The following is a 23,871-nucleotide window of genomic DNA, read 5'->3' as shown; positions in this document are numbered from 1 at the left end:
GAAAGGCTTTTGACGACCGAAGGGGCTGGCCATGCAACCGATGTCGCTGTTGATCACCACCTGCGTCCTGTTCGTCGGCACCCATCTGCTGCTGTCGCATCCGCTGCGCGCGGGGCTGGCGAGCCGGCTGGGCGAGCGGGGGTTCCAGATCGTCTATTCGATCGTTGCGATCGCGACTTTCATCCTGATGGTGCAGGCCTGGCGCGGGATGCCGCCCGAGCCGCCGCTGTGGGCGGTCGGCGATGGCCTGTGGATCGCAGCGTCGCTGATCGTGCTGTTCGCGAGCATCTTGTTCGTGGGATCGCTGGTCGGCAATCCCGCGCTGGCCGCGCCGGGCGCCGAAAAGGCCGCCGCCGCGACGCCGCGCGGGGTGTTCGCGATTACGCGGCACCCGATGATGTGGGGCTTTGCCTTGTGGGCGCTGGCGCATGTCATGGTGGTGCCGACACCGGGGCAGATCATCTTGTCGGCGACGATCGCCTTCCTCGCACTTGCCGGATCGGCGGGGCAGGACGTCAAGAAGGCGCGGCTGATGGGCGACGCCTGGCGCGGCTGGGCGGCCCGGACGAGCTTCATTCCCTTTGCGCGGCAGCTTGGTGGCGCCGCGCCGTGGAGCGACGCCATGCCGCGACCGCACGCGCTGCTGGGCGGGATCCTCGTCTGGCTCGCCGCGACCTGGGCGCATGGGGCGCTCGGCTATATGGTCGCGGGGATCTGGCGCTGGGCGGGATAGTTTGCCCGCGAGACATGTGGCGATGCAGCTTCGCTTCGGGGCGGGGGGCTGCCGGTCCTCCCCCGCAGGGGGAGGGGGACCATGCGAAGCATGGTGGAGGGGTACAGGCCCGCATAAGCCGCGTTCGGCCGATGGTGCCCCTCCACCACCTTCGGTGGTCCCCCTCCCCGTTCCGGGGAGGAGAGCAAGGTCCGCAACCGGTCGATAGCGGTCAAAGCCGCACCATCCGCATTCCCTGTTCGCCATAGCGCGGGCCGCGCGTGCCTCCCTTGGGCGCGGCGGCGTCGATGGCCGCGAGGTCGGCGGCGGTGAGCGTGACGTCGGTCGCGCCGACGCTGTCCTCCATCGTCGCGCGGCGCTTGGTGCCGGGGATGGGGACGATGTCGTCGCCCTGCGCGAGCAGCCAGGCGAGCGCGACCTGCGCCTTTGACGCGCCATGCTTGTCGGCGACCGCGCCGATCGCATCGACGATCGCGAGGTTGGCGGGGAGGTTTTCGTCCGAATAGCGCGGATCGTTCCTCCGCCAGTCATGGTCGGGCAGCTGATCGCGGCTGCGCACCGCGCCCGCGAGGAAGCCGCGACCAAGCGGCGAATAGGGCACGAAGCCGATGCCATGTTCGCGGCAGACGGACAAAATCTCGTCCTCCACCTCGCGCTCCCAGATCGAATACTCGCTTTGCAGCGCGGTGATCGGCGCGGCCGCGGCGGCACGGCGCAGCGTTTCGGGACCGGCTTCGGAGAGCGCGATGTGACGGACCTTGCCCTCTTTCACCAGCTCCATCATCCCGCCGACGGTCTCCTCGATCGGCACATCGGGGTCGACGCGGTGCTGGTAGAAAAGGTCGATCGTGTCGATGCCGAGCCGCTGAAGCGAGCCTTCGCAGCTTTGGCGCGCATTTTCGGGCGAGCCATCGACACCGGTGATCTGCTTGCCCTCGAAACGGAAACCGAACTTGGTCGCAATGACCAGGCCGTCGCGCTTGCCCTTGATCGCCTGTCCCAGCAGTTCCTCGTTGCTGAACGGGCCATAGATTTGCGCGGTATCGAAAAAGGTGACGCCGAGGTCGATCGCCCGGTGGATGGTGCGCGTCGATTCGTCGAGATCGGCCGCCTCGCCATAGAGGATGTTGCCGCCCTTGATCATCGGCATGCAACCGATACCGATGGCGGAAACGGAGAGGCCGTGGCCCAGCGTGCGATATTTCATGGCGTTTCTCCTGCGGGCGGGTGCGCGTCTTCGCCAGCGGCGAAGCGGGTCGCGGCGACATCGGCGACGACATTGCCGACGGTGCGGAATATATCGGGGAAAGTTTCGACCGCGACAAGCAGGCCGAGCGGGGCGACGGGAACGCCCATTGCGGTGGCAATGGGTGCGATCGAGGTGACGAAGCTGATCGACCCGGGCAGGCTGACCGCGCTCAACGCCGCGCCGACCGCGACCGCGAGTCCGGCCGCCATTTCCCAGGGGGTCAGTTCGAGCCCGAACAGCGTCGCCACATAAATGACCACCGCGAGGTTCATGGCCGTGCTGGTGAACCGGAACAACGCAACCGCGAGTGGCAGGACGACATCGGCCTTTTTCGGATCGACGCCGAGGTCTTCGGACGCCTTGAGCATCGCGGGCAGGCTGGCGAGCGAGCTTTGCGTGCTGATCGCCACGGCAAAGGTCGGGACCATCGCGGGTATGAAGCGGGTAAGGGGGATGCGCACGACGAACACCGCGAGCAGCAATGCGAAGATGATGCACGCGACGCCGATGCCCGAGACGATGAGCACATAATGGATGAGCCCGCCGAACGCCGCGAGCCCGGCCTTGACCGCGAGCGCGTATCCGAGCGCAAAAACACCGAGCGGCGCGAGTGCGAGCACCCAGCCGATGACGATGAGCATCGCATCGCCAAGCGCCTTGAACAGCCCCGACAGCGTCGCGCGCTGAACAGGGGCGAGGCGGGTGATGGCGAAGGCGAAGACGGTGGTGAAGACGATAAGCGGCAGGATCGCCGTTTCGGCCGCCGCCGCAATCGGATTGGTCGGCACGAGGCCCAGGATGAAATCCGAAAAGGTCGGCGAGGGCGGGGCCTCGCCACCGCCGCCGAGCCCGTCGCGCAGCGCCGCCGCCGCGGCGGGAGACAGTGGGAACAGGCGAAGCAGCAGCGGCGTCAGCGCGAGCGACATCAGCCCCGAGAGGATGATTGCGGCGAGGAAGGTCATCACCGCGCGGCTGGCGAGCTGCCCCGCGCGCGCGGCGTCGGCGGTCGCGGTAATGCCGGTGATGAGCAGCGCGACGACCAGTGGCACGATCGTCATCTTGAGCGCGTTGAGCCAGAGAAGGCCCACTGGTTCGATAAAGGCGAGCGACGCGGTCGCGGCGCCGGGGGCGGCAATGTCGACGCCGATCCCCAGAAACATTCCGACGACGAGCGCCGAAAGGATGAACCAGGCGGATTTCAAGACGGATTCTCCCCGCGCTTCGTTGTGGTCAGCTTGCCAAGCAATTGAGCGTGACTTAGAGCAGCTTGCAGACGAAACGGGAACCGGTTTTTGGGTCGGACATTGCCCCCATGGGGCCGTGGCGTCGCAGGACGCCCTGCCGGGGCGCGGATCGAGCAACAGAGGTGGCATGCGCACATTTTTCGGAACCGACGGGATTCGCGGGCTGACAAACAAGGCCCCGATGACCGCCGAAGTCGCGATGCGCGTCGGCATGGCGGCGGGCGCGCATTTCCTGCGCGGTGACCACAAGCATCGCGTCGTGATCGGCAAGGATACGCGCCTGTCGGGCTATATGCTCGAAAATGCGCTCGTCGCGGGCTTCACGAGCGTCGGCATGGATGTGGTGCAGGTCGGCCCGATGCCAACCCCGGCGATCGCGATGCTGACGCGTTCGATGCGCGCCGACCTGGGCGTGATGATCTCGGCGAGCCACAACCCCTATCAGGATAACGGGATCAAGCTGTTCGGTCCCGACGGATACAAGCTCTCCGACGCCGACGAGGCGGCGATCGAACGATTGCTGGACGAAGCGCCGCGGCTCGCCGACGCCACGCATATCGGGCGCGCCAAGCGGATCGACGACGCGCGCGGACGCTATATCCACGCGGTGAAGCAGAGCTTGCCGCAAACGGTGCGCCTCGACGGGCTGCGCATCGTGCTCGATTGTGCCAACGGCGCCGCCTATAACAGCGCGCCGACGGTATTCTGGGAACTGGGCGCCGACGTGGTAGCGATCGGGGTGAATCCGAACGGCGTTAACATTAACGACAAGTGCGGATCGACCGCACCCGCGCTGCTCCAGGAAACGGTGGTCGCGAGCGGCGCCGACATCGGCATCGCCCTGGACGGCGACGCCGACCGGCTGATCGTGGTCGACGAAAAGGGGGCGATCGTCGACGGCGATCAGATCATGGCGCTGATCGGGGCGAGCTGGGCGCGGCAGGGACGGCTGAAGGGCGGCGGCGTCGTTGCGACGGTGATGTCGAACCTGGGGCTCGAACGCTTTCTGGAGGGGCAGGGGCTGCGGCTGGAACGCACCAAGGTTGGCGATCGCTATGTGCTCGAACGGATGAAGGAAGGCGGCTTCAACGTCGGCGGCGAACAGTCGGGGCATATGATACTGTCGGATCATGCGACGACGGGCGACGGCACGCTGGCGGCGCTCCAGCTGCTGGCCGAGCTCGTCGTGGCGCAGCGGCCGGCGAGCGAATTGCTGCACCAGTTCGACGCCGTGCCGCAGCTTTTGAAGAATGTCCGCTTCGCGGGGGGCAAGCCGCTCGACGACAAGAGCGTCATCGCCGCAATTGCCGACGGTGAAGCGGCGCTCAACGGCCGCGGGCGTCTCGTCATCCGGCCTTCCGGCACCGAGCCGCTGATCCGCGTGATGGCCGAGGGCGATGATGCGGGCGAGGTCGAGCGCGTCGTCGACATGATCTGCGACGCGGTCCGCGCCGCGGCGGCCTGATGTATTTATCCCGCCGTTCGCCCTGAGCTTGTCGAAGCGCCGTTCTTCTTTCCGCGTCGAAAGAAAATGCGGTGCTTCGACAGGTTCAGCACAAACGGATTTTGAAGGAAGTTTTGAGAATGCTTGAAATGCGACCCGATTGCGAACGCTGCGGACGCGATTTGCCCGCCGACATCCATGGCGCCTTCATCTGCTCGTTCGAGTGCACCTTTTGCGCGAGTTGCGCCGACAAGCTCGATGAACGTTGTCCCAATTGCGGTGGCGACCTGCTCGACCGGCCCTTGCGCGAAGGTGCGGCGCTGGCGAAGTTTCCGGCCTCGACGGAGCGGAAATTCAAGGGGTGACGCTTTTCTCTCTTCGTCATGCTGAACCTGTTTCAGTATCCATGGCCCGCCGCTTCCTTCGGCGCCGCGCAGATGGAGAGCCCAGGCCATGGACCCTGAAACAAGTTCAGGGTGACGGCAGCTTTAGGGCCGTTCGATGACCCCCCGCGTGCTGATCATCGCCGGATCGGACAGCGGCGGCGGCGCGGGTATCCAGGCCGACGTCAAGGCGGTGACGATGCTGGGCGGTCATGCGATGACCGCGATCACCGCGATCACCGCGCAAAATACGCTGGGCGTGCAGGGCGTGCATCCGGTGCCGACCGACATGGTGCTGGCGCAGATCGACAGCGTCGTGGCCGACATCGGTGTTGACGCTGTCAAGATTGGCATGATCGGTGGCGCCGAAACCGCGGCGGCGGTGGCGGAGCGGCTGGCGCGGCCCGACCTGGCCGATGCCGCGCTGGTATTCGACCCGGTTATGGTCGCGACGAGCGGCTCGGTGCTGGCCGACGCGGCAACGATCGACGCCTTCCATGCGCTGCTGCGGCGCGCAATGGTCGCGACGCCGAACCTGCCCGAGCTTGAGGCGCTGGGCGGCGAAGAAGCCGTGCTCGCGCATGGCTGTTCGTTGCTGGTCAAGGGCGGCCATGGGGCGGAGGAGACGGTGACCGACCGACTGCTCGAACCGGGCGAGGGCGAGGTCGCCCGCTGGGAAGCGCCACGGATCGACACGCCGCACAGCCACGGCACCGGCTGCACGCTGGCGAGCGCGATCGCGACCGGTCTCGCGCAGGGAATGCCGCTCGAACCCGCGATCGCGCGCGCGCGCGACTTCGTCCGGCTGGCGCTGCTCGATGCGCCGGGGCTGGGACAGGGGCATGGCCCGATGGGCCAGCAGATGGTGCGCAACGACGGGCTGTTCACCGGACCCGCGCTCAACCAGATCACGCTGCCAGCGCGGGACTATGCCGCGTCGGTTGCTTTCTACAGGCAGCTCGGACTGACGCAGATCGTCGATAGCCCCGACAATGGTTACGCGCGGTTCGAGGCAGCGAACGGGGTCACCTTGTCGGTCCATGTCGGCGATGCCAAGTCAGGCGGTGCGGCGACGTATCTGGAGAGCGGCGCGCTCGATGCGTGGGTCGCCTATCTGGCGCGGCGCGGGGTGCGGTTCGACCAGATGCCGAAGGACGAGGATTGGGGCTGGCGCGAGGCGTGGCTGACCGATCCGGCGGGCAACCGGCTGTGCCTGTATCAGGCGGGCGAGTATCGGAGGTATCCGCCGTGGCGGGTATGATTTCCCCTCCCGCTTGCGGGAAGGGTTGGGGGTGCGAGCGAGCGCGGCGAGCTCCTGCCTCTCCGATGGCCCACCCCGCTGTGACTGGCGAGCAAGCTCGCAAGTCTCGCTGCCTCTCCCGCAAGCGGGAGGGGGAAATATGATCGTGGGCGTCGATGAAGCCGGGCGCGGGCCGCTTGCCGGGCCGGTGGTCGCGGCGGCGGTGTTGCTGTGCGAGGGGGGTATCGCGGGGCTTGATGATTCCAAAAAGCTCTCCGCCAAACGCCGCAGTGCGTTGGAAGCCGAAATCCGGGCACGCTGCCGCTGGGGCATCGGCGAGGCCAGCGTTGCCGAAATTGACAGCGTTAACATATTGCAGGCGACCTTCCTCGCGATGACCCGCGCGGTCGAGGCGCTGGAGTTCGATCCCGCCGAAATCCTGGTCGATGGCAACCGGCTGCCCCGCTGGCGCTACAAGGCGCGCGCGATCGTGGGCGGCGATGGACTGCATCCCTGCATTTCGGCGGCCAGCATCCTGGCCAAGCAGCATCGCGACCGCCTGATGGTCGCGGCGGCACGCGATTATCCGGCTTTTGGCTGGGAGAGCAACATGGGCTATGGTACGGCGCAGCATCTTGCGGCGCTGCGCCAGTATGGGCCGACGCCGCACCACCGGATCAGTTTTGCCCCGGTCGCGCAATTGCAGCTGGTCTGACCGCCCGCAGCCTGAGAGGGGAAGGCGATGAGCAGGGGATTTTCCGCCGACGACGTCGGGCAGCAAATCGGACGGCGCTTTCTGGTCACCGGCGCCAATGCCGGCATCGGGTTCGAGGTCGTGCGAACGCTGGCAGCGCGCGGTGCGCATGTTGTGCTCGCATGCCGCGATGCGGAAAAGGCCGAAGCTGCCATGGCACGAATCCGCAGCGATCTGGCCAATGCCGAGCTGTCGTTCCAGCCGCTCGACCTCGCCGATCTCGATCAGGTGAGGGACGCAGCCGCGGCGGTGCTCGCGGGGCCACGGATCGACGTGCTGGTCAACAATGCCGGCGTGATGATCCCGCCGCGGATGCTGACGAAGCAGGGTTACGAACTGCAATTCGGGGTCAACCATCTTGGCCCTTTCGCCTTCACCGGGCTGGTTCACGCCCACGTCGACGACCGCATCGTCATCACCGGCAGCATCGCGCACAAGAGCGGCGCGATGGATTACAGCGACCTGTCGGCGTCGCGCAGCTATCACAACTGGGCGCGCTATCAGATGAGCAAGCTGGCGAATCTGCTCCATATGTTCGAGCTCGACCGACGGCTGGGCGCCGCGGGGCGCGCGACGCAGGCGATCGGATGCCATCCCGGCGTCGCACTCACCGAATTGCAGCGGCATCTGCCGTTGCCGCTCCGCTACATGACGCCGCTCGCCGCGCCCTTTTTCAACAGCGCGGCGCAGGGGGCGTGGCCGACCTTGCAAGCGGCCACCGGGGCGCATGTGCAGGGCGGCGATTATCTGGGGCCGCAGGGACTGGGCGAAGTGACGGGGCGGTCGGGCCCGGCGCGCGCAAGCCGCGCGGCGCGCGATCCGAAGCTGGCGCGCGAACTGTGGGAACGGTCGATCGAGCTGACCGGGGTGGATCCGGGGATATGATGGCCCGATCCCCTTTCCTTCAGTGGAGAGGACTTTATTTTTTCACCGGTGAGTCCTTGCCGCCACACCACCAGTGGTTGAGTCTCCGCGTCGCGGCGGACTCCATATGTCGTGGGGGACTCGTTTCGTTCCCGTCCCGTTAACCATTATGACACCGGGAATCCCTAGAATCCCTGGCTTGACGGCGGAGTCCGCCGGACTCATCAGGGGCTTCTTTCGATCGAAGAGCGGGGTGACTTATGGGTGTGATGGAACGGGTGAAGGCGTCGGCAACGAAGCAGCGGATGCCCAGGGTTGCCCCCGCGAACCTGCCGCTCGACAGCATCCTGCAGGGCGATTGTGTCGAGATGATGCGCCGCCTGCCTGCGGCGTCGGTCGACATGATCTTTGCCGATCCGCCCTATAATCTCCAGCTCGGCGGCGACCTGCTCCGCCCCGACGGCAGCCAGGTCGATGCGGTCGACGATGATTGGGACAAGTTCGACAGCCTGGCGACCTATGACCGCTTCACCCATGCGTGGCTGAAGGAAGCGAAGCGCATCCTGAAACCCGGCGGCAGCATCTGGGTGATCGGCAGTTATCACAATATCTTCCGCGTCGGCGCGGCGTTGCAGGATCAAGGCTATTGGATTCTCAACGACATCGTGTGGCGGAAAGCGAACCCGATGCCCAATTTCAAGGGCACGCGCTTCACCAACGCGCACGAGACGCTGATCTGGGCGTCGATGGGCGAGAAGGCGCGCTATACCTTCAATTATCGCGCGATGAAGACGCTGAACGACGAGTTGCAAATGCGCAGCGACTGGCTGATCCCGATCTGCGGCGGACAGGAGCGGCTCAAGAAGGGCGGGCACAAGGTCCACCCGACGCAAAAGCCCGAGGCGCTGCTCTATCGCATCCTGCTCGCCTGCTCGAATCCCGGCGACGTGATCCTCGATCCTTTCTTCGGCACCGGCACGACGGGCGCCGTCGCGAAGCGGCTGGGGCGCCGCTACATCGGCATCGAGCGCGAGGATGATTATATCGCCGCGGCGAAGGAACGCATCGAGATGGCGCTGCCGCTCGACGAAAGCGCGGTGAAGACGATGATGGCACCCAGGGCCGCGACGCGCGTTGCCTTTGGCACGCTCGTCGAATGCGGGATGATCGCGCCGGGAACCGTGCTGACCGACGTGAAACGTCGCTGGAAGGCTAAGGTGCGCGTCGACGGCAGCCTCGATTGCGAAGGTCAGGCGCCGGGGTCGATCCACAAGGTCGGCGCGCTCGTGCAGGGCGCGCCGAGCTGTAACGGCTGGACTTTCTGGCATGTCGATACCGGCAAGGAACTGCGCGTGATCGACGCGGTGCGGCAGGACTGGCTGCTGGCGAACGAGGCGTAACAATCAAACGTCATTGCGAGGAGCGGAGCGACGAAGCAATCTCCAGCCACCGGCACGCGTGTCCGTTTGGCTGGAGATTGCTTCGCTTCGCTCGCAATGACGGATAGAGGATAAGCATGTTCCAGCCACTCACCAAGCCCGACCTCGGCCAGACGTGGGAGGATGCGCGCGTCTACCTCCGCCCCACCTGCTTCATCGACCGCCCGCACGAGCTGGACGAGGGCGCGCTGCGCATCGCCGACACGATGGTCTGGTTCGCGGCATGGCACGTCAGCCTGCGCAACAATGACGCGGTCAAATCGGCGGTGGTGCCCGTGGCCGAACTCGACGACTGGATCGCGGCGATGCCCGACCGGCTGGGTGAAGCGGCAGAAGCGCAGCGCGCGGGCGTCGCGCGGCCGCGCGGCAATCTCCAGCTCGGCGAACGCTCGATCCGGCTCGGCGAACCCCAGCTGATGGGTATTTTGAACGTCACCCCCGACAGCTTTTCCGATGGCGGCAAGCATATCGACGCCGCGGCGGCGATCGATGCGGGCTTCGCAATGGGCGCGGCGGGCGCGGCGATCATCGACGTGGGCGGCGAATCGACGCGGCCCGGCGCGCCGCTTATCTGGGAAGGCGACGAGATCCAGCGGATCGAGGACGTCGTTGCGGCGCTGGCCAAAGGCGGCGTCGCAGTGTCGATCGACACGCGCAAGGCGGCCGTTATGGAAGCCGCGCTCGCGGCGGGGGCGGGCATCGTCAACGATATTTCGGCGCTGCGCTACGACGACCGCGCGATAGAGGTGGTGGTGCAGGCGGGCTGCCCGGTGGTGCTGATGCACGCTCCGTCGGCGAAGAGCGATCCGCATGAGGGCGCGACCTATGCGCACGCCCTGTTCGACGTCTACGACATGCTCGCCGAGCGCGTTGCCGCGTGCAAGGCGGCGGGGGTCGACCCGGCGAAGATCATCGTCGATCCGGGTATCGGGTTCGGCAAGGGCGTCGGCGACAATCTGGCGCTCGTGAACGGCCTTGCGCTGTTCCACACGCTCGGCTGCCCGATCCTGTTCGGCGCGAGCCGCAAGAGATTGATCGGCGCGCTCGACAATGAAGCGGCGGCCGATCAGCGGCTCGGTGGGACGGTCGCGCTGCATTATCAGGCGGCGGCGCAGGGCGCGCAGCTGCTGCGCGTGCATGACATTGCCGAGAACCGGCAAGCGCTGCGGGTGTGGCGGGGGCTTAGGGATACGGCGTTGACCGGTTGAGCTGCTCGCTGCAGGCGATGTCGACTGCGTTTAGCCACCTGCGGGAGACCGATTGACTCGAGATTGCCGCACATTAACCTGAGTATTCGGCATTTTGTGGGGGGATGGCGAATGGTTGCGGTAGATGATGGCGTCAAGGAGCACTACCGGCGCGCGATACAGAAAGCGAGCGAGATCGATTTCGATATCGTGAAAGTCCGGTATATGAACAAGAATCTCGCAACACGGGCACGAGCTAATCTCGTCGCTGCGGAAACGGTCAAATATCTTTGCCTGGCACACAGTTACAAAGAGCATGAATGGATTATCACCGGCGACATCGACGAGTTTTGGCACACGTTCATTCTGTTTACGGAACGATATGCGGAGTTCTGCAACGCTGTTTTCGGTTATTTCCTGCATCATGTGCCCGGTGAGGAAGGACGATTGCGGGACCGCATCAACAAGGTCGTTCGGAAGCCCTCCGATTCGGCGGAAGGTTATCGAAGAACGCTGGATTTATATCGAGAAATAACCGGAACCGAGCCGTCGTCGCAGGTGTGGCCAGCAGTGTCCGTCCTTGAACGCGGCCAGGATCCGATGCCGTGCGGGGCATGTGGCGGCGGTGGTCCGCCTGATCCTGCATGCGGATGCAGTCGACCGCGAGGCGCTGGGCCACCCTGCAATCCGGTGCCATAGGATATGGGAACTGCAAGATAGGACGGATTCAACCGCGGCGCAGATTTTCTCGAGCGGCGTCACGCCGCCGTGTCGATCCCGAGGTCGCTCAATTTGCGATAGAGCGTCGAGCGGCCGATGCCGAGGCGGCGCGCGACTTCGCTCATGCGGCCGCGGTAGTGGCCGATGGCGAGGCGGATCACGTCGGCCTCGATTTCCTCGAGCGGGCGCAAATTGCCGTCGGGCAGGTAGAGCGTCACGCCGATCGCCTCGCCGTTGATCGCAACCTCGCCGTCGCTGGCGCTGCCGCCGCCGAGCGTCGCCTCGATCGCGCGGAAGTCGGCGGCGGTCAGGACGTCGGTGGTGCTGCCGACCGCGGCGCGGAACAGCACGTCCTGCAACTGGCGGACATTGCCCGGCCACGCATAGGCGGCGAGCAGCCGCAGCGCATCGTCGGTGATGCCGATCGGCCCCATGCCCGGCAACCCGCCAATGCGCGCGAGCAGGTGGCGCGCGAGCGGGCCGACATCGCCACGGCGTTCGCTGAGCGAGGGCAGGGTGAGCTGCGCGCTCGACAGCGCATAAAACAGGTCTTCGCGGAAATGGCCTGCCTCGATGAGCTTGTCGAGCGGGCTGGCGCTGGTCGCGATGATCCGCACATCGACGGTCTGGCGGATCGACCCGCCGATCATCTGCACTTCGCCCGTGTTCAGAAACTCGACGAGCTTGGCCTGCGTGTCGAGCGGGATGCACTCGACATGGTCGATGATGATGCTGCCGCCGTCGGCCTGCACAAGTCGGCCGATCTGGCGGTCGAAGGCGCCGGGAAAGGCGCCGCGTTCGTGGCCGAACAGCCCTGATCCGATGAGGCCCGGCGACACCGCCGAACAATCGACCATGACGAGCTGCCCGCGCGCGCGCGGGCTGGCGCCATGGATCGCCCGCGCAAAGACCTCCTTGCCGGTTCCGGGCTTGCCGTTGATCATCACCGGCACGCGCGCGCGCGCGGCCTTGGCGGCGATGGCGAGCGCGCTGCGGAAATTGGGGCTCGAGCCGATGATTTCCTCGAACGCGAGCGGCGCGCGCAGCTTTTCGGTGAGCGGGCGCAGTTCGCCCTGCGGGCCGCCGTCGGCCATCACGCGGTCGAGCGCTTCGAGCAGCCGATCGGGGGCGATGGGCTTCTGAACAAAATCGCTCGCCCCGGCGCGCATCGCGGCGACCGCGACCTCGACGCCGTTGCGCATCGTGATGACGACGAGCGGGATCGCGGGGCGCCAGCGGCGCAGTTCGATGACGAACTGGGCGATGTCCATGCCCGGCGCGCCCTGGTCGATGAGCACGGCGTCGAGCGCCATCCCCTCCTGCGTGCCGAGCCTGGCGAGGGCGGTGTCGGTGTCGGCGGCGATGACGCTGCGCCAGCCGCCACGCGACACGAGCGCCGAGAGAAAGCGCTGCTGCGCAGGCTCGCTGTCGACGATCATCACCGTTCGCGTGTCGCGCGTGCTTGCCATGGTATCGAACCTGCCCCCTGGAGCGCTGAGCATCATATTGCTGATGTGAACGCCCTTTCTATCCGCGAGGGGTAAAAGGGCGATTAAGGCCGTTCGCCTTTTGCCATGTCAGCCCGAACACGCCAAACCGGCTATTGAGCATCGTCATGGGCGTGGCTAAGACCGGCGCGACGGCCGATTCTGGCGATACCGGGCGGCGCGCTGGGCGTGGTCACCGGGACGGGTGAAGGGGAAAAACGATGGGACAGCAGGAAATGAAGTCGGCGAACGAAACCTATTCGGGTTTCCTCAGCCTGCTGAAGGTCGGGACGATCCTGACCGGAATTGTGACGCTCGTTGTCGTCCTCCTGATCGCGTCGTGACGCAACCGATATGCGCATTGCTGTCCTGAAGGAGCTCGCCGCTGGCGAGACCCGCGTCGCCGCGACCCCGGAAACCGTGAAGAAATTCATTGGACTGGGCGCCGCAGTTGCCATCGAATCGGGTGCGGGGGAGGCTGCGTCGATTACCGATGCCGACTATGCAGCGGCTGGCGCGAGCGTCGGCGACCGTGCCGCGACGTTGAAGGGCGCGAACATCATCCTGGCTATCCAGGGGCCGGATCCGGCAACGCTGTCGGGCTTCGCCGAAGGCGCCTGGCTCGCCGCCGCGCTCAATCCCTTTGGCGAACGCGCGCGCGTCGATGCCTATGCGAAGCTGGGGATCGAGGCGCTGGCGATGGAGTTCATGCCGCGCATCACGCGCGCGCAGTCGATGGATATTCTTTCCAGCCAGGCCAATCTGGCCGGTTACAAGGCGGTGTTGATGGCGGCAAACGCCTATGGCCGGGCGTTCCCGATGATGATGACCGCTGCCGGCACGGTGAGCGCCGCCAAGGCGTTCATCATGGGCGTCGGCGTTGCCGGGCTTCAGGCGATCGCGACCGCGCGGCGTCTGGGCGCGCAGGTCAGCGCGACCGACGTGCGCTCGGCGACCAAGGAGCAGATTCTCTCGCTTGGCGCGAAGCCGATCTTCGTCGAAAATGTCGCGGGGATCGAGGGCGAGGGCGCGGGCGGCTATGCCACCGAAATGTCTGACGAATATAAGGCGGCGCAGGCCGAGCTCGTGTCGTCGCACATCGCCAGGCAGGACATTGTCATCACCACCGCGCTGATTCCGGGGCGCCCTGCGCCGCGACTGATCTCGGATGCACAGCTCAGGGCGATGCGGTCGGGCAGCGTGATCGTCGACATGGCGGCCGAAAGCGGCGGCAATGTCGAGGGATCGGTGTCCGGCGAAACGAAGCGCATCCACGGCGTCACCGTCATCGGCGCGAAGAATATCGCCGCGCTGATGCCCGCCGACACCAGCGCCTTGTTCAGCCGCAACCTGTTCAACTTCCTCTCGGCCTTCTGGGACAAGGAAGCGGGCCGGCCCGTGCTCGATGAGGAAATCGGCAATGCCGTGCGCCTGACGCAGGGCGGCAAGGTCGTCAGCGAACGGCTGCTGGGATAATCGTGGCGGTCGCCGGTCGCCGAAACAAACGGCGGTAACGGCCGATTCCGGCCTTTTCTTGCTCCGGCGCCTGGCTACTATGGGGCAGGGGTCTGCCCGCCCATTGCTTTAACAACCGGAGATTGCCCGATGCCGCGCGCGAAGCTTGTTTCTCTTCCCTCGCTCGCCCTGACCGCCGCCGCCCTTTCGCTCGGCCTTGCCGCATGCAGCGGCGAGCCGGAAACGACGACCGAGACGGACACGGTGGGCGATGCAATCGGCGCGGACGCGGCGGGGGGCGGAATGACGGCCGACAAGACGATCGCCGACAATATCGCATCGTCGCCGATTCATACGTCGCTCGCCGCCGCGCTGACGCAGGCCGGTCTGGCGCAGACCCTGTCGGGCGCCGGTCCCTTCACCCTCTTCGCCCCGACCGACGCTGCCTTTACGCAAGTGCCGCCGGTGACGCGCGACGGGTGGATGCGCCCGGCGCAGCAAAGCGTGCTTGCGGGCGTGCTCAACTATCATGTCGTCCCCGGCAAGCTGACCGCCGCCGACCTTGGCGCGCAGATCGACGCCGCGGGCGGGCAGGTCACGCTGAAAACCGCCGACGGACAGGAGCTGATGGCGCGCAAATCGGGCGATTCGATCCTGCTGACCAGCGCGTCGGGCAACAAGGCGATCGTGACGCAGGCCGATGTCGAGCAGGCGAACGGCGTTGTGCATGTGATCGACGCGGTGTTGCTGCCGCGGATGTAGGTGGTTTGCCCTCGCGCCCCCAAGATCGCGCGGCGCGGGGCGGGTTTACGACCGGAAGGTGACATTCTCTCCCCTCCCGCTTGCGGGAGGGGTCGGGGGTGGGCAGCAGCGTGGCAATGGCCCACCCCGCTGCGACTAACGAACAAAGTTCGTAAGTCTCGCTGCCCCTCCCGCTTGCGGGAGGGGAAACCAGCGCAACTTCTCAATGTCCGCTCACCACACCAAAACCGACATCCGATCATCCAAGCCAAAGCCTTCGGAAACGAAATTTTATGTCCCGTTGCGCCCACATTCCTTGCTTTACAAAACATAGGCGCTTCATTTTTGACAGCTTAGGAGTCGACAGGCTGGCATCGTCACGGCAAGAGGTGCGCCAAGCGGAATCAGCAGGGGAGCGCGCCGTGGATTTTATCGCCATTTTTTCGATATTCGTGCTGGCGTGTTTCGTCGGCTATTTCGTCGTCTGGTCGGTGACGCCGGCGCTGCACACGCCGCTGATGAGTGTCACCAACGCGATTTCGTCGGTGATCATCGTCGGCGCGCTGATCGCCGCGGCGGCGGCGGGATCGGCGACGTCGAAATGGCTGGGCCTTGCCGCGGTGGTGATGGCGAGCATCAATATCTTCGGCGGCTTCGCGGTCACCGCGCGGATGCTGGCGATGTACAAGAAGAAGGAGCGCTGAGATGGATTTCCAGTCGATCCTTGCCGCGGCGACCGGCGATCACGGCGCGGTGAACCCCTGGGCGGCGATCGCCTATCTGGTGTCGGGCGTCTTCTTCATCCTCGCGCTGCGCGGCCTGTCGTCGCCCGCCTCGTCGCAGCGCGGCAACCGCTTCGGCATGATCGGGATGACGATCGCGGTCGTCACGACGCTGCTGACACATGTTCCGCGCCTCGATGGCGGGGCGCTCGACAGCGTGGCGCTGATCGAAATCCTTGTCGCCATCGGCATCGGCGCGGTCATCGGCATCGTCATGGCGCGGCGCATCGCGATGACCGCGATGCCGCAGCTCGTCGCGGCGTTCCACAGCCTTGTCGGCCTTGCCGCCGTTGCCGTGGCGGCGGCAGCGTACCTAAACCCGCAGGCGTTCGGCATCGCCGATGCCGCGGGGCAGATTTATACCGTCAGCCGCATCGAAATGGGGCTGGGCATCGCGATCGGCGCGATCACCTTTTCGGGGTCGGTCATCGCTTTCCTCAAGCTCAACGGCAATATGTCGGGCGCGCCGATCATGCTGCCCGCGCGGCATGTCATCAACCTCGGCACGCTCGCCGCGATCATCGGGCTTGTCGCCTATTTCACCTTCGACCAGTCGCCCTGGGTGTTCTGGACCGTGACGGCACTCAGCTTCGTCATCGGTTTTCTCTTGATCATCCCGATCGGCGGCGCCGACATGCCGGTCGTCGTGTCGATGCTCAACAGCTATTCGGGCTGGGCCGCGGCGGCGATGGGCTTCACGCTCGGCAACACCGCGATGATCATCACCGGCGCGCTCGTCGGCTCGTCGGGCGCGATCCTGTCGTACATCATGTGCCGCGCGATGAACCGCAGCTTCATCAGCGTGATCGCGGGCGGCTTTGGCGGCGACGATGCGGCGGCGGGCGCGGGCGGCGCGAAGGAACAGCGGCCGTGGAAGCCGGGCAGCGCCGAGGATGCGGCTTTCCTGATGACCCAGGCGGAGAATGTCATCATCGTCCCCGGTTACGGCATGGCGGTCGCACAGGCGCAGCACGCGCTGCGCGAGATGGCCGACCTGCTGAAAGCCGAGGGCGTCAACGTCAAATATGCGATCCACCCCGTTGCGGGGCGGATGCCGGGCCATATGAACGTGCTGCTCGCCGAGGCGAGCGTGCCCTATGACGAGGTGTTCGAGCTCGAGGACATCAACGGCGAGTTCGCGCAGTGCGACGTCGCCTTCGTCATCGGCGCGAACGACGTCACCAACCCGGCGGCCAAGACCGACAAGAGCTCGCCGATTTACGGGATGCCCGTGCTCGACGTCGAAAAGGCGAAGACCGTGCTGTTCGTGAAGCGCTCGATGGGCGGGGTCGGCTATGCCGGCGTCGACAACGACGTCTTCTACATGGACCAGACGATGATGCTGCTCGGCGACGCCAAGAAGATGGCCGACGACATCGTGAAGGCGATCGGCGGAAGCGGGCATTGACCCCACAACCATTGACCCGAATCGTCATCCCGGCGAAGGCCGGGATCTCGACCTCGCGTTGGATAGCAACGACGAGACCCTGGCCTTCGCCGGGGTGACGATTAAAGGGGCATCGATTCGTTATGCGCAAAATCGGCCTGATCGGCGGCATGAGCTGGGCGTCGACCGAGCTTTATTACCGCCATCTCAACAAGGGGGTGCAAAAGCGCCTCGGCACCGCCTGTTCGGCGCCGATCCTGATGGAGAGCCTGAACTATTGCGACCTGTCGCGAATCACCACCGACGCGCAATGGGACCATGCCAGAGAGGTGCTGATCGCATCGGCGCAGCGGCTGGAGGCGGCGGGCGCCACCGCGCTGATGATCGCCGCCAATTCGATGCACAAGGTAGCGGAAGATGTCGCCGCGGCGATTTCTATCCCGCTCATTCATATCGTCGACGAAACCGGCGAGAAGATGAAGGGCGACGGGATCAAGGCGGCGGCGGTGATCGGCACGCGCAATGTGATGACTGAGCCCTGGTTTCGCCAGCGGCTCGTGCGCCACGGGCTGACGCTCGCGCCCTATGACACGAACCGCGCCGACGAGATCGACCGGATCATCTATGAAGAGCTGATGCTCGGCAAGGTCAACGAAGCGTCGCGCCGCACGATGAAAACCTTTATCACCGACATCGCCAAACAGGATATTCAGGCGATCGTGCTTGCCTGTACCGAGCTGGTGATGCTGGTCGATCCCGACGCCAATCTCCTGCCGATCTACGACACGACGCGCATTCATGTCGCGGCGGGAGTGGATTGGATTTTGGGCGAGGGGTGATTTTCTCCCCTCCCGCTTGCGGGAGGGGTCGGGGGTGGGCAGCCACGTCGCTGAGCCCACCCCGCTGCGACTAGCAAGCAAAGCTTGCAAGTCTCGCTGCCCCTCCCGCGAGCGGGAGGGGAGGGTTTACCCCACCCGCGTCCACGTCACTGTGCGGCAGAACACCGCAACGCAGCCTTTCATCGTCATCCGGTCGCCTTTGACGCTGAGCTGTGCCTTGTAATAGCGCCCGTCCTCGGGGCTGTAGCCCTGACCCTTCCAGACATTGCCATCGGGCGCGAGATCCCAATAGATGCGCAGGCCCGTCACCTTGCGGCCACGCTTGGCCTTGTCGGGGTTGCGTTCGTCGAGCTGGCCGCCCGCGGGCTGTTTGATCAGCAGCCGCTCGATATGGCCGCACATCTTGGCGCCGCATGGGCTCATCACGACGATGCCCTTGCCGTCGTCGGTTTTCCAGCGGCCCGCGAGCGCGGGCGGCGCGGCGGCGAGCGATGGAACGGTGGCGAAGGCGACGAGCGCCAAGGCGTAGCGATGAAACAATGCGACCTCCCCGGTTAGCTACAGCCATGTCAGCAACATGGCTTGGCATTGCTCCAGTCTTGCACCATGCTGGCAAAAAACAAGGGAGAGTCTGATGCGATTCCATTATCTCGTCGTGTCTTTTGGTGCTGTACTGGCTCTGGCGATGCCCGCGTCGGCCAAGACGATCAGTGTCAGCGCCGATTCGACCGACGCGAACGAAAAATTGCAGGAGGCGCTGATCCTCGCCGAGCCGGGCGACGTCGTCGAACTGGGCGCCGGCGTGTGGAAGCTGACCGACGGGCTGTCGCTCGACGTCGCCAATGTGACCGTGCGCGGCGCGGGCACCGGCGAGGGCGGATCGATCCTCGACTTTTCGGGGCAGCAGGGCGCGGGTGAGGGGCTGCTCGTCACCGCCGACGATGTGCTGCTCACCAACTTCGCGGTGCTCAATACGAAAGGCGACGGCATCAAGTCGAAGGGCGCCGACCGCATCGTCTATCACAAGCTGCGCGTCGAATGGACCGCGGGGCCAAAGGCGACCAACGGCGCATACGGCATCTATCCGGTCGAGAGTAGCGACGTGCTCATCGACAGCGTCTATGTCCGCGGCGCGTCGGATGCCGGCATCTATGTCGGCCAGTCCAGGAATATCGTCGTGCGCGAATCGGTCGCGACCGAAAATGTCGCGGGGATCGAGATCGAGAACAGCTATGACGCCGATGTTCACGACAATATCGCGAACCGCAACACGGGCGGCATCCTGGTGTTCGACCTCCCCAGCCTGCCGATGCAGGGCGGGCACAATGTCCGCGTCTTTTCCAATATCGTCAGCGACAACAGCGTCCCCAATTTCGCGCCCGCGGGCAATATCGTCGCGAGCGTGCCGACGGGCACCGGCGTGCTGGTGATGGCGAACCGCAATGTCGAGATTTTCGACAATATCCTCGACCGGAACGGCACCGCCAATGTGATGATCGTCGGCTATCGCTACGAGCATAAGGATCCGAAATATCAGCCATTGCCGCGGGCGATCGTCGTGCGGGACAATCAGCATGGCAAGGCGGGCTATGCCCCCGCATTTCCCGGCGGGGCGGAGATTGCGGTGGCGATGGGCGGCACGCTTCCGCCGGTGCTGTGGGACGGGTCGGGCGACGCGATCGTCAACGACGATGCCGGCGTGCTGTCGCTGAACCTGCCCGACATGGCGATGCCGCAAAGCGCGGCGAAGCCGTCGCTCGCCGACCTCAAAGGCACGCCGCCTGCGCCGCTGCCGGGGATCACGCTGCCCGCAAGCATGGAGGCGAAGCTTCGGTGAGACGCGCCCTTGCCGCGATCGCCGCGGCGTTGCTGTGCAGTAGCGGCGGCACGGCGCTGACCCTGCCGACCGTTGATCAGGCGCTGGTCGAAAGCGACGCGATGCCCGCGAAGCTCTCCGCCTTCGGCCTGTTTCGCGGCAATGATCCGCTGCGCCCCGTGGCGGGCATCGCCTATACGCTGCGCACGCCCTTGTTCAGCGATTATGCCGACAAGCATCGGTTCATGCTGATTCCGGAAGGGAAAAAGGCCACGATCACGGCCGACGGCGCGATCGACCTTCCGGTCGGCACGGTGCTGGTCAAGAGCTTCGGCTGGCCCGACTGGAACGGGGGCAGGCCGGTCGAGACGCGGCTGCTGATCCGCCGTGCGTCGGGCTGGGCGGCGCTGCCCTATATCTGGGACGCCGATGGCGAGGATGCGACGCTGGCCTTGGGCGGGCGGCGCGTGCCGGTGAGTTTTACCACCGCCGCGGGCGACCGGCATTCGATCCGCTATGCCGTGCCGAACCGCAACCAGTGCAAGGAATGCCATAGCCTGAACGGCGAGATCGTGCCGATCGGACCCAAGGCGCGCAATCTTGTGCTCGATCCCGCCGCTTCGGCAGCGCTGCGTGCGCGCTATTTCGCGCAGCCCGCCGCGCTCGAACCGACGATGCCCGTGTGGGACGATGCGACCAGCGGCGGTGTTGCGGAGCGCGCCCGCGCCTATCTCGACGTCAATTGCGCGCATTGCCACAATCCGGCGGGGAGCGCGTCGAACAGCGGGCTGTTCCTGCGCTGGACCGACGATCCGGCGGGTGTGAATTATGGCATCGGCAAGCGCCCGACGGCGGCGGGGCGGGGGAGCGGAGGGATGGACTTCGCGATTGCGCCGGGGGCGCCGCAAAGCAGCTTCATGATCTATCGGCTCGAAAGCACCGATCCCGGCATTGCGATGCCCGAGGTCGGGCGGTCGACGGTGCATCGGGAGGGCGCGGCGCTGCTGCGGCAATGGATTGCGGAGATGCGGAAAGCCGGCTCGCGCTGGCCCGCCTAAACGTCATTGCGAGCGTAGCGAAGCAATCTCCAGCTACCGGAGCACTTGGACGACCGCTGGAGATTGCTTCGTCGCTACGCTCCTCGCAATGACGATGTTATGGTGTTCGGGCGCTTGCTAAACGGCATCGCTTTATCTTAGGTCCGCGCATGACCAACCTCATCCTCCACGATTATTTCCGCTCCTCGGCCAGCTTTCGCGTCCGCATCGCGCTGAACCTCAAGGGCCTCGATTATGAGCGCGTGGAGGTCAGCCTGATCGCGGGTGAACAGCGCAGCGACGCCTATCTCGAACAAAATGCGCAGGGGTTCGTGCCGATGCTCGTCGTCGATGGCGAGCCGATCATTCAGAGCATGGCGATCATCGACTGGCTCGACCGCGCCTTTCCCCAGCCGCGGCTGATCCCCGACGATCCGATGCCGCGCGCGGTCGCGCTGGCGCGCGCGCAGGTGATCGCGAGCGACATTCACCCGCTCAACAACCTCCGCGTGCTCAAATATCTGAAGCGCGACCTGGGGCTGAACGAGCAGACCAAGGATCGCTGGTATCGCCACTGGATCGTGCAGGGCTTCGACGCGCTCGAAGCAATGGCGGGCGACGGCAAGTTCCTGGGCGGCGACGCGCCGGGCATCGCCGACTGTTGCCTGGTGCCGCAGATGTATAATGCGCGCCGGTTCGAGACGCCGCTTGACGACTATCCCCGGCTGGTGGCGATCGACGCGGCGTGCATGGAACTGGATGCCTTCCAGAAGGCGCACCCCGATGCGGTGAAACCCGCGTGATCCGGCTTTTGGTGGGAACTGCCGCGCTGGCGCTGCCGGCGGCGGCGATGGCGCAGAATGAAGAAGACGTCGACCTGTTCGTTGACGTCGGTCGTTTGCTTCAGGAAATTGTAGTCGCGGGAGCCGGATCGCTCCTGCCTCCCGCGGGCGATGGAGCGCAGGCGACTACCCTCCTTTATGATCCCGCCCCCGGCCTGGGCACACGCATCGAAAACCGCCTGCGCGACGAGGCGGGCATCGTCCAGTTCCGCCGCAGCGACGGGCGCAGCGCGCATCCGACGAGCCAGGGGGTGACGCTGCGCGGGCTCGGCGGCAATGCGTCGAGCCGCGCGCTGGTGACGCTCGATGGCGTGCCGCAGGCCGACCCCTTCGGCGGCTGGGTGGCGTGGAGCGCCTATGACGCGGTCCGGCTCGGCGGGATCGTCGTCACGCGCGGCGGCGGCGGCGGCGCCGATGGGCCCGGCGCGCTCGCGGGAACGATCGGGCTGCATTCGGCGATGACCGACGGCGCCGAAGCCAGCCTTGCCTATGGCAGCCGCGACGGCTGGGATGCGGCGGCGAGCGTGGGCGGAGCGATCGGCAGCGGACAGGTGGCGATCGACGGCCGCTACAGCCGCGGCGATGGTTTTGTTCCGGTCGCCAAAGGGCAGCGCGGCAGCGCCGATCGCGCCGCACCTTATGAGCAAGGCGGATTGGGCCTGCGCCTCCGCTTCGATGCGGGCGACAACAGCCGCATCGAGGCGAGCCTGCGCGGCTTTGCCGACCGGCGCGACCGCGGGGTCGATTTCACCCGAAGCAAAGTCGATGGCGTCGACGCCAGCCTGCGCTTCGTCCGCGACCCCGCGAGCGGCGCACAATGGCTCGCGCTCGCCTATGTCCAGCTGCGCGACTTCGAGACGGGCTTTGCCAGCGTCGCTTCGGATCGCGGCAGCGCCGCGCCCGTGCTGTTCCAGCGCGTTCCCGCGACCGGGCTGGGCGCACGCGTCGAATATCGTCCGGCGATCGGCGGCGCGACCCCGCTGCGGCTCGGCGCCGACTGGCGGCGCACCACGGGCCGCACCGAGGAGGATTTTTTCTTCGCCGCGGGCGTGCCGCGGCGCCACCGCAGCGCGGGCGGCAGCAGCGACACCGTCGGCGCCTTTGCCGAATGGACGTCGGGGAGCCGCGATGACGGCTTTCTCTGGACGCTGAGCGGGCGCATCGACCGCTGGTGGCTCAGCGGAGGCTATCGCCGCGAGGGCAATATCGGCGGCGCGCCGATCAGCGACGCGCGCTTTGCCGACCGGCAGGACTGGGAAGCCAGCGGGCGCGCGGGGGTGCGCTGGAGCCGCGAGAATGTCGCGCTGCGCGCCGCAGCCTATCGCGGCTGGCGCCTGCCGACGCTCAACGAGCTGTACCGCCCCTTCCGTGTCGGCGCCGAGGTGACGATGGCGAATGAGGCGCTGAGGCCCGAGCGGCTGTGGGGCGGCGAGGTCGGGATCGACTGGGCGTCGGCTGAAACCAGCCTGTCGGCGACGCTGTTCGCCAACCGGCTGACCGATGCGATCGCCAATGTGACGCTGGCGCCCAACCTCAACCAGCGGCAGAATCTCGATGCGATCGACAGCAAGGGCGTCGAGGTAAGCGCCGAACAGGGTATCGGCCCACTGACGCTGCGCGCGACATATGCCTATACCGACGCCGAGGTCGATGCGTCGGGCGCGGCGGCGGCGCTCGACGGGCGGCGGCCCGCGCAGATTGCGAAACATGGCGGCAGCGTGTCGCTGCGCAGCAATGCCGACGGTCCGCTCGGCGGCTTTGCGACCTTGCGCTATATCGGCGCGCAGAATGAGGATGATCTGGGGCTGCTGCGGCTGGACGACGCGCTGACGCTCGACGCCGGGCTGTCGTGGCGTTTTGCGAACGGGATCAGCGTCGAGGCGCGCGGCGAGAATCTCTTCGACGAGCTGGTCCCGGCGGCGATTTCATCGTCGGGCATAGTCGAGCGCGCGACGCCGCGGACATTGTGGATCGGCACGCGGGTGGCGTTCTGAGGAACGTCCATTTGTCATTCTTTCGTCACGCTGAACCTGGTTGGCGTTTATCTCGCTCGCGTCGTAGGCGTCATTGCGAGCGCAGCGAAGCAATCTCCAGCTTGCGAAGCGCCCGGACGATAGCTGGAGATTGCTTCGTCCCCCGGATCAAGTCCGGGGTCCTCGCAATGACAAGCAGATCCCATGCCAAGGGAATGATCGCCAACTTGTTTCAGGGCCCATGGCCTGCTCCGT

The 23,871-nt window shown here is 66.0% G+C and carries 23 protein-coding genes; 19 read left to right on the top strand and 4 right to left on the bottom strand.

The window, feature by feature from the left end; translation table 11 throughout:
- The first annotated feature begins 31 nt into the window (after nucleotides 1-31).
- On the top strand, nucleotides 32-733 hold the full coding sequence (locus tag SPYCA_RS06605) for an NnrU family protein (RefSeq protein ID WP_120219483.1): 702 nt from the start codon (nucleotides 32-34) through the stop codon (nucleotides 731-733).
- Nucleotides 734-944: 211 nt separating this feature from the next.
- Here SPYCA_RS06605 and SPYCA_RS06600 read toward each other — a convergent pair whose 3' ends face one another.
- Together SPYCA_RS06600 and SPYCA_RS06595 are read right to left on the bottom strand one after the other, a co-directional pair.
- Entirely contained in the window at nucleotides 945-1,940 is a 996-nt protein-coding gene (locus SPYCA_RS06600) for an aldo/keto reductase (protein WP_120219482.1), read from the bottom strand.
- On the bottom strand, nucleotides 1,937-3,184 hold the full coding sequence (locus SPYCA_RS06595) for a dicarboxylate/amino acid:cation symporter (RefSeq protein ID WP_120219481.1): 1,248 nt from the start codon (nucleotides 3,182-3,184) through the stop codon (nucleotides 1,937-1,939). Before SPYCA_RS06595 ends, SPYCA_RS06600 begins: the two co-directional genes overlap by 4 nt.
- Nucleotides 3,185-3,353: 169 nt before the next feature.
- On the opposite strand from SPYCA_RS06595, the gene glmM reads away from it, so the two are divergent.
- The 8 genes from glmM (at nucleotide 3,354) to SPYCA_RS18990 (ending at nucleotide 11,236) form a co-directional block, all read left to right on the top strand.
- Nucleotides 3,354-4,691, top strand: a complete 1,338-nt coding sequence (gene glmM, locus SPYCA_RS06590) for a phosphoglucosamine mutase (RefSeq protein ID WP_120219480.1) — start codon at nucleotides 3,354-3,356, stop codon at nucleotides 4,689-4,691.
- A gap of 119 nt (nucleotides 4,692-4,810) precedes the next feature.
- Nucleotides 4,811-5,035: a DUF1272 domain-containing protein gene (locus SPYCA_RS06585; protein ID WP_120219479.1), complete on the top strand. Its 225-nt coding sequence runs from the start codon at nucleotides 4,811-4,813 to the stop codon at nucleotides 5,033-5,035.
- A gap of 136 nt (nucleotides 5,036-5,171) precedes the next feature.
- Nucleotides 5,172-6,314 carry a bifunctional hydroxymethylpyrimidine kinase/phosphomethylpyrimidine kinase gene (gene thiD, locus SPYCA_RS06580; RefSeq protein WP_120219478.1) on the top strand — a complete coding sequence of 381 codons (1,143 nt, stop codon included), beginning with the start codon at nucleotides 5,172-5,174 and terminating at the stop codon, nucleotides 6,312-6,314.
- Between the two features lie 139 nt (nucleotides 6,315-6,453).
- Entirely contained in the window at nucleotides 6,454-7,008 is a 555-nt protein-coding gene (locus tag SPYCA_RS06575) for a ribonuclease HII (RefSeq protein ID WP_120219477.1), read from the top strand.
- Between the two features lie 27 nt (nucleotides 7,009-7,035).
- Nucleotides 7,036-7,932 (top strand): oxidoreductase, encoded by an 897-nt coding sequence (locus SPYCA_RS06570; RefSeq protein WP_120219476.1) that lies wholly within the window; start codon nucleotides 7,036-7,038, stop codon nucleotides 7,930-7,932.
- A gap of 239 nt (nucleotides 7,933-8,171) precedes the next feature.
- Entirely contained in the window at nucleotides 8,172-9,311 is a 1,140-nt protein-coding gene (locus SPYCA_RS06565; protein ID WP_120219475.1) for a site-specific DNA-methyltransferase, read from the top strand.
- A gap of 116 nt (nucleotides 9,312-9,427) precedes the next feature.
- Nucleotides 9,428-10,558 (top strand): dihydropteroate synthase, encoded by a 1,131-nt coding sequence (folP, locus tag SPYCA_RS06560; protein WP_120219474.1) that lies wholly within the window; start codon nucleotides 9,428-9,430, stop codon nucleotides 10,556-10,558.
- Between the two features lie 111 nt (nucleotides 10,559-10,669).
- Nucleotides 10,670-11,236: a glycine-rich domain-containing protein gene (locus SPYCA_RS18990; RefSeq protein WP_146625093.1), complete on the top strand. Its 567-nt coding sequence runs from the start codon at nucleotides 10,670-10,672 to the stop codon at nucleotides 11,234-11,236.
- Nucleotides 11,237-11,295: 59 nt separating this feature from the next.
- Here SPYCA_RS18990 and SPYCA_RS06555 read toward each other — a convergent pair whose 3' ends face one another.
- Entirely contained in the window at nucleotides 11,296-12,726 is a 1,431-nt protein-coding gene (locus SPYCA_RS06555; protein ID WP_120222186.1) for a sigma-54-dependent transcriptional regulator, read from the bottom strand.
- A gap of 239 nt (nucleotides 12,727-12,965) precedes the next feature.
- Between SPYCA_RS06555 and SPYCA_RS19685 the strand changes: the two genes are divergently transcribed.
- The 6 genes from SPYCA_RS19685 (at nucleotide 12,966) to SPYCA_RS06530 (ending at nucleotide 17,948) form a co-directional block, all read left to right on the top strand.
- On the top strand, nucleotides 12,966-13,088 hold the full coding sequence (locus tag SPYCA_RS19685) for a hypothetical protein (RefSeq protein WP_262926794.1): 123 nt from the start codon (nucleotides 12,966-12,968) through the stop codon (nucleotides 13,086-13,088).
- A 10-nt stretch (nucleotides 13,089-13,098) separates the two neighbouring features.
- Nucleotides 13,099-14,220 (top strand): NAD(P) transhydrogenase subunit alpha, encoded by a 1,122-nt coding sequence (locus SPYCA_RS06550; RefSeq protein ID WP_120219473.1) that lies wholly within the window; start codon nucleotides 13,099-13,101, stop codon nucleotides 14,218-14,220.
- 129 nt (nucleotides 14,221-14,349) lie between these two features.
- On the top strand, nucleotides 14,350-14,961 hold the full coding sequence (locus SPYCA_RS06545) for a fasciclin domain-containing protein (protein WP_120219472.1): 612 nt from the start codon (nucleotides 14,350-14,352) through the stop codon (nucleotides 14,959-14,961).
- A 401-nt stretch (nucleotides 14,962-15,362) separates the two neighbouring features.
- Nucleotides 15,363-15,644, top strand: a complete 282-nt coding sequence (locus tag SPYCA_RS06540) for a proton-translocating transhydrogenase family protein (RefSeq protein WP_120219471.1) — start codon at nucleotides 15,363-15,365, stop codon at nucleotides 15,642-15,644.
- Nucleotide 15,645: 1 nt separating this feature from the next.
- Nucleotides 15,646-17,130 (top strand): NAD(P)(+) transhydrogenase (Re/Si-specific) subunit beta, encoded by a 1,485-nt coding sequence (locus SPYCA_RS06535; protein WP_120219470.1) that lies wholly within the window; start codon nucleotides 15,646-15,648, stop codon nucleotides 17,128-17,130.
- Nucleotides 17,131-17,252: 122 nt separating this feature from the next.
- Nucleotides 17,253-17,948: an aspartate/glutamate racemase family protein gene (locus SPYCA_RS06530; RefSeq protein WP_120219469.1), complete on the top strand. Its 696-nt coding sequence runs from the start codon at nucleotides 17,253-17,255 to the stop codon at nucleotides 17,946-17,948.
- A gap of 126 nt (nucleotides 17,949-18,074) precedes the next feature.
- On the opposite strand, the gene SPYCA_RS06525 is transcribed toward SPYCA_RS06530, so the two are convergent.
- Complete coding sequence (locus tag SPYCA_RS06525) at nucleotides 18,075-18,488, bottom strand: DUF2147 domain-containing protein (RefSeq protein ID WP_120219468.1); 414 nt, start codon at nucleotides 18,486-18,488, stop codon at nucleotides 18,075-18,077.
- A gap of 94 nt (nucleotides 18,489-18,582) precedes the next feature.
- Here SPYCA_RS06525 and SPYCA_RS06520 point away from each other — a divergent pair, with 94 nt between their 5' ends.
- From SPYCA_RS06520 to SPYCA_RS06505, 4 genes are all read left to right on the top strand, one after another.
- Entirely contained in the window at nucleotides 18,583-19,785 is a 1,203-nt protein-coding gene (locus SPYCA_RS06520; RefSeq protein ID WP_120219467.1) for a parallel beta-helix domain-containing protein, read from the top strand.
- Nucleotides 19,782-20,822, top strand: a complete 1,041-nt coding sequence (locus tag SPYCA_RS06515; RefSeq protein ID WP_120219466.1) for an SO2930 family diheme c-type cytochrome — start codon at nucleotides 19,782-19,784, stop codon at nucleotides 20,820-20,822. Before SPYCA_RS06520 ends, SPYCA_RS06515 begins: the two co-directional genes overlap by 4 nt.
- A 149-nt stretch (nucleotides 20,823-20,971) precedes the next feature.
- A complete protein-coding gene (gene maiA, locus SPYCA_RS06510) occupies nucleotides 20,972-21,604 on the top strand; it encodes a maleylacetoacetate isomerase (protein ID WP_120219465.1) in 633 nt (210 codons plus the stop codon).
- An 11-nt stretch (nucleotides 21,605-21,615) separates the two neighbouring features.
- Entirely contained in the window at nucleotides 21,616-23,637 is a 2,022-nt protein-coding gene (locus SPYCA_RS06505) for a TonB-dependent receptor (protein WP_331852518.1), read from the top strand.
- The last annotated feature ends 234 nt before the right edge of the window (nucleotides 23,638-23,871 follow it).

This window comes from Sphingopyxis sp. FD7 (assembly GCF_003609835.1).
Classification (GTDB): domain Bacteria; phylum Pseudomonadota; class Alphaproteobacteria; order Sphingomonadales; family Sphingomonadaceae; genus Sphingopyxis.
The sequence above is the reverse complement of the archived record's forward strand: the minus strand, read 5'-3'. Positions and strand labels throughout refer to the sequence as shown.

What these genes read in the sequence shown, in the direction of transcription:
- SPYCA_RS06555 (WP_120222186.1), bottom strand. Translation starts at nt 12,726, where the DNA reads ATGGCAAGCACGCGCGACACGCGAACGGTGATGATCGTCGACAGCGAG.
- SPYCA_RS06530 (WP_120219469.1), top strand. Translation starts at nt 17,253, where the DNA reads ATGCGCAAAATCGGCCTGATCGGCGGCATGAGCTGGGCGTCGACCGAG.
- folP (WP_120219474.1), top strand. Translation starts at nt 9,428, where the DNA reads ATGTTCCAGCCACTCACCAAGCCCGACCTCGGCCAGACGTGGGAGGAT.
- SPYCA_RS06600 (WP_120219482.1), bottom strand. Translation starts at nt 1,940, where the DNA reads ATGAAATATCGCACGCTGGGCCACGGCCTCTCCGTTTCCGCCATCGGT.
- SPYCA_RS06585 (WP_120219479.1), top strand. Translation starts at nt 4,811, where the DNA reads ATGCTTGAAATGCGACCCGATTGCGAACGCTGCGGACGCGATTTGCCC.
- SPYCA_RS06575 (WP_120219477.1), top strand. Translation starts at nt 6,454, where the DNA reads ATGATCGTGGGCGTCGATGAAGCCGGGCGCGGGCCGCTTGCCGGGCCG.
- SPYCA_RS06605 (WP_120219483.1), top strand. Translation starts at nt 32, where the DNA reads ATGCAACCGATGTCGCTGTTGATCACCACCTGCGTCCTGTTCGTCGGC.
- SPYCA_RS06550 (WP_120219473.1), top strand. Translation starts at nt 13,099, where the DNA reads ATGCGCATTGCTGTCCTGAAGGAGCTCGCCGCTGGCGAGACCCGCGTC.
- SPYCA_RS18990 (WP_146625093.1), top strand. Translation starts at nt 10,670, where the DNA reads ATGGTTGCGGTAGATGATGGCGTCAAGGAGCACTACCGGCGCGCGATA.
- maiA (WP_120219465.1), top strand. Translation starts at nt 20,972, where the DNA reads ATGACCAACCTCATCCTCCACGATTATTTCCGCTCCTCGGCCAGCTTT.
- SPYCA_RS06570 (WP_120219476.1), top strand. Translation starts at nt 7,036, where the DNA reads ATGAGCAGGGGATTTTCCGCCGACGACGTCGGGCAGCAAATCGGACGG.
- SPYCA_RS06545 (WP_120219472.1), top strand. Translation starts at nt 14,350, where the DNA reads ATGCCGCGCGCGAAGCTTGTTTCTCTTCCCTCGCTCGCCCTGACCGCC.
- glmM (WP_120219480.1), top strand. Translation starts at nt 3,354, where the DNA reads ATGCGCACATTTTTCGGAACCGACGGGATTCGCGGGCTGACAAACAAG.
- SPYCA_RS19685 (WP_262926794.1), top strand. Translation starts at nt 12,966, where the DNA reads ATGGGACAGCAGGAAATGAAGTCGGCGAACGAAACCTATTCGGGTTTC.
- thiD (WP_120219478.1), top strand. Translation starts at nt 5,172, where the DNA reads ATGACCCCCCGCGTGCTGATCATCGCCGGATCGGACAGCGGCGGCGGC.
- SPYCA_RS06535 (WP_120219470.1), top strand. Translation starts at nt 15,646, where the DNA reads ATGGATTTCCAGTCGATCCTTGCCGCGGCGACCGGCGATCACGGCGCG.
- SPYCA_RS06520 (WP_120219467.1), top strand. Translation starts at nt 18,583, where the DNA reads ATGCGATTCCATTATCTCGTCGTGTCTTTTGGTGCTGTACTGGCTCTG.
- SPYCA_RS06565 (WP_120219475.1), top strand. Translation starts at nt 8,172, where the DNA reads ATGGGTGTGATGGAACGGGTGAAGGCGTCGGCAACGAAGCAGCGGATG.